Annotated in this window: 11 protein-coding genes, 4 tRNA genes and 1 rRNA gene; all 16 read left to right on the top strand. The window is 54.5% G+C overall.

The annotated features are described in order from the left end of the window. The first annotated feature begins 6 nt into the window (after positions 1–6). Positions 7–122, top strand: a 5S ribosomal RNA gene (gene rrf, locus AK821_RS24290). A 132-nt stretch (positions 123–254) separates the two neighbouring features. Continuing rightward, complete coding sequence (gene birA, locus AK821_RS24285; RefSeq protein WP_064392274.1) at positions 255–1208, top strand: bifunctional biotin--[acetyl-CoA-carboxylase] ligase/biotin operon repressor BirA; 954 nt, start codon at positions 255–257, stop codon at positions 1206–1208. Beyond that, a complete protein-coding gene (locus AK821_RS24280) occupies positions 1198–1950 on the top strand; it encodes a pantothenate kinase (protein ID WP_064392273.1) in 753 nt (250 codons plus the stop codon). The genes birA and AK821_RS24280 overlap by 11 nt, the downstream gene beginning before the upstream one ends. Positions 1951–1957: 7 nt before the next feature. After that, the gene (locus AK821_RS24275; protein ID WP_064392271.1) at positions 1958–2389 is read left to right on the top strand and encodes a hypothetical protein; all 432 of its coding nucleotides are present in this window, start codon (positions 1958–1960) and stop codon (positions 2387–2389) included. 143 nt (positions 2390–2532) lie between these two features. Further along, a tRNA-Tyr gene (locus AK821_RS24270) sits at positions 2533–2617 on the top strand. Positions 2618–2642: 25 nt separating this feature from the next. Continuing rightward, positions 2643–2716, top strand: a tRNA-Gly gene (locus AK821_RS24265). A gap of 26 nt (positions 2717–2742) precedes the next feature. Further along, positions 2743–2818: transfer RNA gene (locus AK821_RS24260), tRNA-Thr, on the top strand. Between the two features lie 84 nt (positions 2819–2902). Then, entirely contained in the window at positions 2903–4096 is a 1194-nt protein-coding gene (tuf, locus tag AK821_RS24255) for an elongation factor Tu (protein ID WP_064392265.1), read from the top strand. Between the two features lie 53 nt (positions 4097–4149). Continuing rightward, positions 4150–4225, top strand: a tRNA-Trp gene (locus AK821_RS24250). Positions 4226–4270: 45 nt separating this feature from the next. Continuing rightward, positions 4271–4639, top strand: coding sequence for a preprotein translocase subunit SecE (secE, locus tag AK821_RS24245; protein ID WP_007916493.1), 369 nt, complete (start codon positions 4271–4273; stop codon positions 4637–4639). Positions 4640–4648: 9 nt separating this feature from the next. Next, a complete protein-coding gene (gene nusG, locus AK821_RS24240) occupies positions 4649–5182 on the top strand; it encodes a transcription termination/antitermination protein NusG (RefSeq protein ID WP_007916492.1) in 534 nt (177 codons plus the stop codon). Positions 5183–5299: 117 nt separating this feature from the next. After that, a complete protein-coding gene (gene rplK, locus AK821_RS24235) occupies positions 5300–5731 on the top strand; it encodes a 50S ribosomal protein L11 (protein ID WP_003228756.1) in 432 nt (143 codons plus the stop codon). Then, positions 5731–6426: a 50S ribosomal protein L1 gene (rplA, locus tag AK821_RS24230; protein ID WP_007916481.1), complete on the top strand. Its 696-nt coding sequence runs from the start codon at positions 5731–5733 to the stop codon at positions 6424–6426. The genes rplK and rplA overlap by 1 nt, the downstream gene beginning before the upstream one ends. A gap of 200 nt (positions 6427–6626) precedes the next feature. Then, the gene (gene rplJ / locus AK821_RS24225; protein WP_007916479.1) at positions 6627–7127 is read left to right on the top strand and encodes a 50S ribosomal protein L10; all 501 of its coding nucleotides are present in this window, start codon (positions 6627–6629) and stop codon (positions 7125–7127) included. Positions 7128–7205: 78 nt separating this feature from the next. Further along, positions 7206–7571 carry a 50S ribosomal protein L7/L12 gene (rplL, locus tag AK821_RS24220; protein ID WP_007916477.1) on the top strand — a complete coding sequence of 122 codons (366 nt, stop codon included), beginning with the start codon at positions 7206–7208 and terminating at the stop codon, positions 7569–7571. A gap of 221 nt (positions 7572–7792) precedes the next feature. Next, positions 7793–11866, top strand: a complete 4074-nt coding sequence (rpoB, locus tag AK821_RS24215; protein ID WP_064392269.1) for a DNA-directed RNA polymerase subunit beta — start codon at positions 7793–7795, stop codon at positions 11864–11866. The last annotated feature ends 17 nt before the right edge of the window (positions 11867–11883 follow it).

The raw sequence follows: 11883 nt of genomic DNA, 5'->3' as shown, positions 1-11883 counted from the left end.
GAATTTCTTGACGACCATAGAGCGTTGGAACCACCTGATCCCATCCCGAACTCAGCAGTGAAACGATGCATCGCCGATGGTAGTGTGGGGTTTCCCCATGTGAGAGTAGGTCATCGTCAAGATTAAATTCCGAAACCCCAATTGCGAAAGCAGTTGGGGTTTTGTTTTGCTCGTTAGAAAAGCGCTTGCTTGATTTCTATGCAACGGCGCGGGGCATGGCTATTATTCGGGCCTCATTGTGAGGCGAGACCTGCATGCTGACGTTGTTGAATCTTCTGAAGGATGGGCGTTTCCATTCTGGTCAGGATCTGGGCGAGGCCCTGGGAATAAGTCGAAGTGCAGTATGGAAGCAGCTTCAGCATCTAGAGGCTGAGCTGGGTTTGTCTATCCATAAAGTCCGGGGGCGGGGCTATCAACTGGCATCGCCATTAATGCTGCTCGACTCTCTAAAGATATCGACAATGGCACCGGATTGGCCGGTGACCGTTCTGGATTCGGTCGACTCGACTAATGCCGAAGCATTGCGTTCTATTGGTCAAGGCAGTCTGGCGCCGTTTTTGGTGCTTGCAGAGCGGCAAGTTTCTGGCCGCGGCCGCAGAGGTCGTAAGTGGGTCAGTCCGTTTGCTGAAAATCTATATTACAGCCTTGTCCTTCGAATCGATGGTGGAATGCGCCAGCTCGAAGGGTTGAGTCTTGTTGTAGGGTTGGCTGTAATGCAGGCGCTGCGAAGATTTGGCGTGGTAAATGCCGGTTTGAAATGGCCCAATGATGTTCTGGTGGGTAACAAGAAAATTGCCGGCATTCTGCTTGAGCTCGTTGGCGACCCCGCCGATGTCTGTCATGTGGTGCTGGGTATCGGTATCAATGTGAATATGCAGGTTGCTGATGAGGTTGATCAGCAGTGGACATCTATCCGACTTGAGTCCGGCAGTAGCTGCGATCGTAATGCTTTGGTGGCTGAGCTGAGTAATCAGTTGGACGCCTACATTCGGTGTCATCAGGTGAGTGGTTTTTCAGTCCTTCGGGCGGAATGGGAGGCGAATCACTTGTGGCAGGAGCGATCGGTATCGTTGATTGCCGGTGCCAGCCACATAGATGGTGTGGTGCTCGGAATTGATAATCAAGGTGCTCTGCGCTTGAGGGTGAACGGCGTGGAAAAAGTATTTAGTGGTGGTGAGCTCAGCCTGAGGTTGCGTGATGATTCTTGAGCTCGACTGCGGAAACAGCTTTATAAAATGGCGCGTGCTGAATGCCACGGTCGGCGGCCTGGTCTCGGAAGGGGTCGTCGACTCGGATTTGGCGCTGCTTGAGAGTTTGCGGGCGTTTGACCGGCTTTGTCTGCGTAAATGTCGACTGGTCAGTGTAAGGACCAGTGAAGAAACCGGCGCTCTGATCGAAATTATTGAGCGGGAATTCGGTATTTCGGTGGTGTGCGCGAAATCTGCTCGCGAAATGTCAGGCGTTAGAAATGGTTACGAAGACTATGAGCGCCTTGGGCTTGATCGATGGCTGGCGATGCTGGGTGGGTTTCATCTGTCTTCGGGAAGTGCTTGCCTGGTACTGGATTTCGGTACGGCGGTAACTGCTGATTTTATCGCGGCTGATGGCGAGCATCTGGGCGGCTTTATTTGTCCTGGAATGCCGCTGATGCGAAACCAGTTGCGTACTCATACCCGAAAGATTCGTTATGGGGATTTGGCTGCCGAACGGGCGCTGTCCAGTAACGCGCCGGGGCGGACTACCGTTGAGGCGGTAGAGCGTGGGTGTTCATTGATGTTGCGAGGCTTCGTATTGACGCAGCTGGAAATGGCGCGCTCCTATTGGGGGGCTGACTTCGCTGTCTTTATAACCGGTGGTGATGCTGATCTGGTTGCAGGTGTTGTTCCTGAGGCCAGAAACGTTCCGGACCTGGTGTTTGTGGGGCTGGCTATGGCTTGTCCTTTGTCCTGAGGTTTGTATGCGTTGGTTGTTCCTCCTGCTTCTGGTTCTCAATGTTTTCTATTATGTCTGGCATCAGCAGGAGGCGCCCTTGCGGGCAAAGGATGTGACGCCTCTTAGTTTGTATCGGGGTTCGCAGCAGGATATTCGCCTACTGAGTGAAACGACCGGTGATGTACGGGAGGTGCAGGGGGCGCGGCGCCAAGAGTGTCTCTTTCTCGGGGGCTTTACTCGACAGGAGTCGATCTCAGCTCTTCAGCAGCGTTTGGCTGAAATGGGGGTTAATGGGCAGTCCTCGTCGAAGGGGGCTTTGGGGGCGGGTTATTGGCTGTCTGTTGCGCCTGAGAGCCAGCGTTTGTTGGGGAGTGTGCAATTGCAAAACCTTTCCAAGGAATTCAATGAGTTAAAACATAAAATAATGCTGTGTGAGGGGGTTGCACCTGCCGAATAGTTTGCATAGAATGGCGCCCGCTCCACAGTGAAGACCCAGACGGGGTTTCAAAGTGAAGCGGTGTCAATGCAGCTAAGCTCAGGTTTTTAAATGAGAAAATGCTTGACAGGGGCTTGGCATGATATAGAATGCCGGCCTGATTAGGAGGGGTTCCCGAGCGGCCAAAGGGATCAGACTGTAAATCTGACGTCTACGACTTCGAAGGTTCGAATCCTTCTCCCTCCACCAGATTTAAGCGTGAGCTGCAGGCTCCGCGGGTATAGTTTAGTGGTAGAACCTCAGCCTTCCAAGCTGATGATGCGGGTTCGATTCCCGCTACCCGCTCCAAGTTTGCAGGTTGTGCAAAGTGTTTCGCTCTTGTAGCTCAGTTGGTAGAGCACACCCTTGGTAAGGGTGAGGTCAGCGGTTCAAATCCGCTCAAGAGCTCCATATAACAAGGCAGATATGAAAATATCTGCCTTTGTTTTAATGGCTAATGTTGTTTGCTCAATTCTTCTGTTAAGGGTGATATCGATGGCTAAGGAAAAATTTGATCGTTCCCTGCCGCACGTCAACGTTGGGACCATTGGTCACGTTGACCACGGTAAAACCACTTTGACTGCTGCTCTGACTCGCGTTTGCTCCGAGGTTTTCGGTTCGGCAATCGTTGACTTCGACAAGATCGACAGCGCTCCGGAAGAAAAAGCACGCGGCATTACCATCAATACCGCACACGTTGAGTACAACTCGAAGATCCGTCACTACGCTCACGTTGACTGCCCAGGTCACGCTGACTATGTGAAGAACATGATCACCGGTGCTGCTCAAATGGACGGCGCTATTCTGGTTTGCTCGGCCGCTGATGGTCCGATGCCACAAACCCGTGAGCACATCCTGCTGTCCCGTCAGGTTGGCGTACCGTACATCGTGGTTTTCCTGAACAAGGCTGACCTGGTAGACGACGCTGAGCTGCTGGAACTGGTTGAGATGGAAGTTCGCGACCTGCTGTCCACCTACGACTTCCCGGGCGATGATACTCCAATCATTATCGGTTCGGCTCGTATGGCTCTGGAAGGCAAAGACGACAACGAGATGGGCACCACTGCCGTCAAGAAGCTGGTTGAAACTCTGGACAGCTACATCCCAGAACCAGTACGTCTGACCGACAAGCCGTTCCTGATGCCAATCGAAGACGTATTCTCGATCTCTGGTCGCGGTACTGTTGTGACTGGTCGTATCGAGCGCGGTATCGTTCGCGTTCAGGATCCTCTGGAAATCGTTGGTCTGCGTGACACCACCGTGACTACTTGCACTGGTGTTGAAATGTTCCGCAAGCTGCTCGACGAAGGTCGTGCTGGCGAGAACTGCGGCGTACTGCTGCGTGGCACCAAGCGTGACGACGTTGAGCGTGGTCAGGTTCTGGTTAAGCCGGGTACCGTTAAGCCGCACACCAAGTTCACCGCAGAAGTTTACGTTCTGAGCAAGGAAGAAGGCGGTCGTCATACTCCGTTCTTCAAAGGCTACCGTCCACAGTTCTACTTCCGTACTACTGACGTGACTGGTAACTGCGAGCTGCCAGAAGGCGTTGAAATGGTAATGCCAGGTGACAACATTCAGATGACTGTTACCCTGATCAAAACCATCGCGATGGAAGATGGTCTGCGTTTCGCTATCCGTGAAGGCGGTCGTACCGTCGGCGCTGGCGTCGTAGCTAAAATCATCGAGTAAGTTGTTGTAATGTCTTTTTCGGGCCGGCATAATGGTCGGCCTGATTTTGTTTTAGGTCAGTAGCTCAATTGGCAGAGCGACGGTCTCCAAAACCGTAGGTTGGGGGTTCGATTCCCTCCTGACCTGCCAGATTCACTTCGTGTGTCTGGCTTTCTTTTCACAGGATCTTCATAGATGACTCCTAAAGCTGAAGCTCAAGGCTCTCGCTTCGATCTGCTCAAGTGGCTTGTAGTAGTCGCTTTGGTGGTTGTTGGCGTTGTTGGCAATCAGTATTACTCTGCTTCGCCGATCCTGTACCGTGTACTCGCATTGCTTGTCATTGCTGCTGTAGCTGCCTTTGTAGGCTTGCAAACGGCGAAGGGCAAGTCTTTCTTTGTACTGGTTAAGGAAGCTCGCACCGAAATTCGTAAAGTCGTGTGGCCAACTCGCCAAGAAACCACGCAGACCACCCTTATCGTGGTGGCTGTTGTTCTGGTTATGGCGTTGCTGTTGTGGGGTCTTGATTCCCTGCTCGGCTGGCTTGTTTCCTTGATTGTCGGCTAAGGGTGTCCCGTGGCTAAGCGTTGGTACGTTGTGCATGCTTACTCGGGTTACGAGAAGCATGTAATGCGCTCGCTCGTCGAGCGCGTAAAGCTGGCTGGCATGGAAGATGGCTTCGGCGAGATTCTGGTTCCCACTGAAGAAGTGGTTGAAATGCGTAATGGCCAGAAACGCAAAAGCGAACGAAAGTTCTTTCCAGGCTATGTGCTGGTTCAGATGGATATGAATGAGGGTACTTGGCACTTGGTCAAGGATACCCCTCGGGTGATGGGTTTTATCGGCGGTACTGCTGATAAGCCTGCGCCAATCACCGATAAAGAGGCGGAAGCAATTCTGCGTCGTGTTGCTGATGGTAGCGACAAGCCTAAGCCGAAGACTCTCTTCGAGCCAGGTGAAACGGTGCGAGTCAATGATGGCCCATTTGCTGATTTCAATGGCGTCGTTGAAGAAGTTAACTACGAAAAGAGCCGGATCCAAGTGGCAGTGCTCATTTTCGGTCGCTCTACCCCGGTAGAGTTGGAGTTCAGTCAGGTCGAAAAGGTCTAACTGGACAAGCATCCCAACCCCGCAGCCCTAGGCTGTGGGGTTTTGTCGTCACTGGGATAAACGCGCAAGTAACCGGGGAGCCTTTCGAGGCGTTCGAACCCGTAATTGGAGTGCCTCATGGCCAAGAAAATTACCGCTTACATCAAGCTGCAAGTGAAGGCCGCTCAGGCTAACCCAAGCCCACCTGTTGGTCCTGCTCTGGGTCAGCACGGCGTGAACATCATGGAATTCTGCAAGGCTTTCAACGCCCGTACTCAGGGTCTTGAAGCAGGTCTGCCGACTCCAGTGATCATCACTGTCTACAGCGACCGTAGCTTCACTTTTGAAACCAAATCCACCCCTGCTTCGGTTCTGCTGAAGAAGGCGGCCGGTCTGACCAGCGGTTCCGCTCGTCCGAACACCGTTAAGGTTGGCACTGTTACCCGTGCTCAGCTGGAAGAAATCGCGAAAACCAAAAACGCGGATCTGACTGCAGCTGATATGGATGCAGCCGTGCGTACTATCGCCGGTTCTGCTCGTAGCATGGGCCTTAACGTGGAGGGTGTGTAATGGCTAAGCTGACCAAGCGTCAAAAGGCTATCGCCGGCAAAATCGAAGCAGGCAAGGCCTACAATATTGTAGACGCTGCTGCCCTGCTGGCTGAGCTGTCGACTGTCAAGTTCAGCGAGTCGTTCGACGTTGCTGTAAATCTGGGTGTAGACCCGCGTAAGTCCGACCAGGTTGTTCGTAGCGCTACTGTGCTGCCGCACGGCACTGGCAAGACTGTTCGCGTTGCTGTGTTCACCCAGGGTCCGGCTGCTGAAGCCGCTCTGGCTGCCGGCGCTGATCGCGTAGGTATGGACGACCTGGCTGCCGAAATGAAAGGCGGCGACCTGAACTATGACGTAGTGATCGCATCCCCGGATGCCATGCGCGTTGTAGGTCAACTGGGTCAGATCCTCGGCCCACGTGGTCTGATGCCTAACCCTAAGGTTGGTACCGTAACTCCAGACGTAGCTACCGCGGTTAAAAACGCTAAAGCTGGTCAGGTTCGTTATCGCACCGACAAAAACGGCATCATTCACACTTCCGTTGGCAAGATGGGCTTCGACGCCGTCAAACTGAAGGAAAACGTTGAAGCCCTGATCGCTGATCTGAAGCGTATCAAGCCAGCTTCCTCGAAAGGTATTTACGTCAAGCGCGTTACCCTGAGCACCACTATGGGCCCAGGTCTGGTTATCGACCAGAGCTCGCTGGACGCGTAAGACAAAGGTTGGCGCGATTTTTTTCGCGCCAATTGAAAGATTGGGGTCCCTGCCTGGCGGGGGCTATCCAAGACCGTAGGCGACGCAAGTCTTAAACCATCAGCCTACGCAGATGGTGCTCCCGGTTCCTTACCGAATCAGACACCAAAACGACATTCGGTTCCGATCGAATGAAACGGTAACAAGCAGGAGTTAAACCCGTGGCAATTAATCTCGAAGACAAGAAGGCCATCGTCGCTGAAGTCAACGAGGCTGCCAAAGTCGCTCTGTCCGCTGTCGTGGTTGATGCACGTGGCGTAACAGTAGGCGCAATGACCGGACTCCGTAAAGAGGCTCGTGAAGCTGGCGTTTACGTACGTGTTGTACGTAACACCCTGCTCAAGCGCGCTGTTGCTGACACTGAATACAGTGTTCTCAACGACGTGTTCACCGGCCCGACCTTGATCGCATTCTCCAACGAACACCCGGGCGCTGCTGCTCGTCTGTTCAAAGAGTTCGCTAAAGGTCAGGACAAGTTCGAGATCAAGGCAGCTGCGTTCGAGGGCAAGTTCCTCGCAGCTAATCAGATCGACGTTCTGGCAAGCCTGCCGACCCGTGACGAAGCAATTTCCCAGCTGATGAGCGTGATTCAAGGCGCTACCAGCAAATTGGCTCGTACTCTGGCGGCACTTCGCGACCAGAAAGAAGCTGCTGCAGCCTGAGGCTGAGCGTTTCCTCTCTCGCGTATTTTTGTTTATTTCGATGGCCTCCAGGCTATCCCCCAATTCAGGAAATAAGTCATGTCTCTGACTAACGAACAAATCATCGACGCAATCGGCGAAAAATCGGTTCTGGAAATCGTTGAGCTGATCAAGGCAATGGAAGAGAAGTTCGGCGTATCCGCTGCCGCTGCTTCGGCTGGTCCAGCTGCTGCTGCCGCTGTTGTTGAAGAGCAAACCGAGTTCAACGTTGTTCTGCTGGAAGCCGGCGAGAAGAAGGTTAACGTGATCAAGGCAGTTCGTGAACTGACCGGTCTGGGCCTGAAAGAAGCCAAAGAGAAAGTAGACGGCGCTCCTCAGGTTGTAGCTGAAGGCGTTTCGAAAGAAGCTGCTGAAGACGCCAAGAAGAAGCTGGAAGAAGCAGGCGCTAAAGTCGAGCTGAAATAAGTATCGACTTTGCTCCTCCAGCCCGAGCGTCAAGCGACAGGCTGATGGCTGGTGGCTCTTGCCACCGGCCTTTTTCCGTTATTGGCAGCCGACTGGGTCGGTGCTGATAAAGGCGCTGTAACCACCCGATGCGGTGGCGCAAACCATGGGGTTTGCACGATTTTCTGGCTGCTCCCGTCGGGAGGGGCCAAACAAGCAGGTGACCAAGCTGGGGAACGCTGATGGCTTACTCATATACTGAGAAAAAACGTATCCGCAAGGACTTTAGCAAGTTGCCGGACGTCATGGATGTGCCTTACCTCCTGGCCATCCAGCTGGATTCGTATCGTGAATTCTTGCAAGCGGGAGCGACTAAAGATCAGTTCCGCGACGTGGGCCTGCATGCGGCCTTCAAATCCGTTTTCCCGATCATCAGCTACTCCGGCAATGCTGCGCTGGAGTACGTCGGTTATCGCTTGGGCGAACCGGCATTTGATGTCAAAGAATGCGTATTGCGCGGTGTAACTTTCGCCGTACCTTTGCGGGTAAAAGTGCGCCTGATCATTTTCGACAAAGAATCGTCGAACAAAGCGATCAAGGACATCAAAGAGCAAGAAGTCTACATGGGTGAAATCCCCCTGATGACTGAGAACGGTACCTTCGTAATCAACGGTACCGAGCGTGTAATCGTTTCCCAGCTGCACCGTTCCCCGGGCGTGTTCTTTGACCACGACCGCGGCAAGACGCATAGCTCCGGCAAACTGCTGTACTCCGCGCGCATCATTCCTTACCGCGGTTCGTGGCTGGACTTCGAGTTCGACCCGAAAGACTGCGTGTTCGTGCGTATCGACCGTCGTCGCAAGCTGCCGGCATCGGTACTGCTGCGCGCGCTCGGCTACACCACTGAAGAAGTGCTGGACGCTTTCTACACCACCAACGTTTTCCACCTGAGCGGCGAAACCCTCAGCCTGGAACTGATTGCTTCGCGTCTGCGTGGTGAAATTGCGGTTCTGGACATTCAGGACGAGAAGGGCAAGGTCATTGTTGAAGCGGGCCGCCGTATTACCGCGCGCCACATCAACCAGATCGAAAAAGCCGGTATCAAGACTCTGGAAGTACCTCTGGACTACGTCCTGGGCCGTACTACCGCCAAGGTCATCGTGCACCCGGCTACCGGCGAAATCCTGGCAGAGTGCAACACCGAGCTGAACACCGAGGTCCTGGCAAAAATTGCCAAGTCCGGCGTTGTTCGCATCGAAACTCTGTACACCAACGACATCGACTGCGGTCCGTTCGTTTCCGACACGCTGAAGATCGACTCCACCAGCAACCAATTGGAAGCGCTGGTCGAGATCTATCGCATGATGCGTCCAGGCGAGCCGCCAACCAAGGACGCTGCCGAAACCCTGTTCAACAACCTGTTCTTCAGCCCTGAGCGCTATGACCTGTCTGCGGTCGGCCGGATGAAGTTCAACCGTCGTATCGGTCGTACCGAGATCGAAGGTTCGGGCGTGCTGTGCAAGGAAGACATCGTCGCGGTACTGAAGACTCTGGTCGACATCCGTAACGGTAAAGGCATCGTCGATGACATCGACCACTTGGGTAACCGTCGTGTTCGCTGCGTAGGCGAAATGGCCGAGAACCAGTTCCGCGTTGGCCTGGTACGTGTTGAGCGTGCGGTCAAAGAGCGTCTGTCGATGGCTGAAAGCGAAGGCCTGATGCCGCAAGACCTGATCAACGCCAAGCCAGTGGCTGCGGCGGTGAAAGAGTTCTTCGGTTCCAGTCAGCTCTCGCAGTTCATGGACCAGAACAACCCGCTGTCCGAGATCACCCACAAGCGTCGTGTTTCTGCACTCGGCCCTGGCGGTTTGACTCGTGAGCGCGCAGGCTTTGAAGTTCGTGACGTACACCCGACTCACTACGGTCGCGTATGCCCGATTGAAACGCCGGAAGGTCCGAACATCGGCCTGATCAACTCCCTGGCTGCGTACGCTCGCACCAACCAGTACGGCTTCCTGGAAAGCCCGTACCGCGTGGTGAAAGAGGGTGTGGTCACCGACGAGATCGTGTTCCTGTCCGCCATTGAAGAAGCCGATCACGTGATCGCGCAGGCTTCGGCGACCATGAATGACCAGAAAGTCCTGATCGACGAACTGGTAGCCGTACGTCACCTGAACGAATTCACCGTCAAGGCGCCTGAAGAAGTCACCCTGATGGACGTTTCGCCGAAGCAGGTAGTTTCGGTTGCGGCGTCGCTGATTCCGTTCCTCGAGCACGACGACGCCAACCGTGCGTTGATGGGTTCGAACATGCAGCGTCAAGCTGTACCGACCCTGCGTGCTGACAAGCCGCTGGTAGGTACCGGCATGGAGCGTAACGTAGCCCGTGACTCCGGCGTTTGCGTCGTGGCTCGTCGTGGCGGCGTGATCGACTCCGTCGACGCCAGCCGTATCGTGGTTCGTGTTGCTGATGACGAAGTTGAAACCGGCGAAGCTGGTGTCGACATCTACAACCTGACCAAATACACCCGCTCGAACCAGAACACCTGCATCAACCAGCGTCCGCTGGTGAGCAAGGGTGATCGCGTTCAGCGTAGTGACATCATGGCCGACGGCCCGTCCACCGACATGGGTGAACTGGCGCTGGGTCAGAACATGCGCATCGCGTTCATGGCATGGAACGGCTTCAACTTCGAAGACTCCATCTGCCTGTCCGAGCGTGTGGTTCAGGAAGACCGTTTCACCACGATCCACATTCAGGAACTGACCTGTGTGGCGCGTGACACCAAGCTTGGGCCTGAAGAGATCACTGCAGACATCCCGAACGTGGGTGAAGCTGCACTGAACAAACTGGACGAAGCCGGTATCGTTTACGTAGGTGCTGAAGTCGGCGCAGGCGACATCCTGGTCGGTAAGGTCACTCCGAAAGGCGAGACCCAACTGACTCCGGAAGAAAAACTGCTGCGCGCAATCTTCGGTGAAAAAGCCAGCGACGTTAAAGACACCTCCCTGCGTGTACCTACCGGTACCAAAGGTACTGTCATCGACGTACAGGTCTTCACCCGCGACGGCGTTGAGCGTGATGCTCGTGCACTGTCGATCGAGAAGTCCCAGCTGGACGAGATCCGCAAGGATCTGAACGAAGAGTTCCGTATCGTTGAAGGCGCTACTTTCGAACGTCTGCGCTCTGCTCTGGTAGGCCACAAGGCTGAAGGCGGCGCTGGTCTGAAGAAAGGTCAGGACATCACCGACGAAGTTCTCGACGGTCTTGAGCATGGTCAGTGGTTCAAACTGCGCATGGCTGAAGATGCTCTGAACGAGCAGCTCGAGAAGGCTCAGGCCTATATCGTTGATCGTCGCCGTCTGCTGGACGACAAGTTCGAAGACAAGAAGCGCAAACTGCAGCAGGGCGATGACCTGGCTCCAGGCGTGCTGAAAATCGTCAAGGTTTACCTGGCAATCCGTCGTCGCATCCAGCCGGGCGACAAGATGGCCGGTCGTCACGGTAACAAAGGTGTGGTCTCCGTGATCATGCCGGTTGAAGACATGCCGCACGATGCCAATGGCACCCCGGTCGACGTCGTTCTCAACCCACTGGGCGTACCTTCGCGTATGAACGTTGGTCAGATCCTTGAAACCCACCTGGGCCTCGCGGCCAAAGGTCTGGGCGAGAAGATCAACCGGATGGTCGAAGAGCAGCGTAAAGTTGCTGAGCTGCGCACCTTCCTGGACGAGATCTACAACCAGATCGGCGGTCGCAACGAAGATCTGGACAGCTTCTCCGATCAGGAAATCCTGGATCTGGCGAAGAACCTGCGTGGCGGTGTTCCAATGGCCACCCCAGTGTTCGACGGCGCCAAGGAAAGCGAAATCAAGGCCATGCTGAAACTGGCAGACCTGCCGGAAAGCGGCCAGATGCAGCTGACTGACGGCCGTACCGGCAACAAGTTCGAGCGTCCAGTTACCGTTGGCTACATGTACATGCTGAAGCTGAACCACTTGGTAGACGACAAGATGCACGCGCGTTCTACCGGTTCGTACAGCCTGGTTACCCAGCAGCCGCTGGGTGGTAAGGCGCAGTTCGGTGGTCAGCGTTTCGGGGAGATGGAGGTCTGGGCACTGGAAGCATACGGTGCTGCTTACACTCTGCAAGAAATGCTCACAGTGAAGTCGGACGATGTGAACGGCCGTACCAAGATGTACAAAAACATCGTGGATGGCGATCACCGTATGGAGCCGGGCATGCCCGAGTCCTTCAACGTGTTGATCAAGGAAATTCGTTCCCTCGGCATCGATATCGATCTGGAAACCGAATAACACGTGACGCGAATCGA

Origin of the sequence: Pseudomonas sp. RIT-PI-r (assembly GCF_001297015.1) — a bacterium.
GTDB lineage: Bacteria > Pseudomonadota > Gammaproteobacteria > Pseudomonadales > Pseudomonadaceae > Aquipseudomonas.
This window is presented reverse-complemented; position numbering and strand designations above follow the sequence as displayed.

Coding starts and splice junctions, on each gene's coding strand:
- birA (WP_064392274.1), top strand. CDS start 255: ATGCTGACGTTGTTGAATCTTCTGAAGGATGGGCGTTTCCATTCTGGT.
- AK821_RS24280 (WP_064392273.1), top strand. CDS start 1,198: ATGATTCTTGAGCTCGACTGCGGAAACAGCTTTATAAAATGGCGCGTG.
- AK821_RS24275 (WP_064392271.1), top strand. CDS start 1,958: ATGCGTTGGTTGTTCCTCCTGCTTCTGGTTCTCAATGTTTTCTATTAT.
- tuf (WP_064392265.1), top strand. CDS start 2,903: ATGGCTAAGGAAAAATTTGATCGTTCCCTGCCGCACGTCAACGTTGGG.
- secE (WP_007916493.1), top strand. CDS start 4,271: ATGACTCCTAAAGCTGAAGCTCAAGGCTCTCGCTTCGATCTGCTCAAG.
- rplK (WP_003228756.1), top strand. CDS start 5,300: ATGGCCAAGAAAATTACCGCTTACATCAAGCTGCAAGTGAAGGCCGCT.
- rplA (WP_007916481.1), top strand. CDS start 5,731: ATGGCTAAGCTGACCAAGCGTCAAAAGGCTATCGCCGGCAAAATCGAA.
- rplL (WP_007916477.1), top strand. CDS start 7,206: ATGTCTCTGACTAACGAACAAATCATCGACGCAATCGGCGAAAAATCG.
- rpoB (WP_064392269.1), top strand. CDS start 7,793: ATGGCTTACTCATATACTGAGAAAAAACGTATCCGCAAGGACTTTAGC.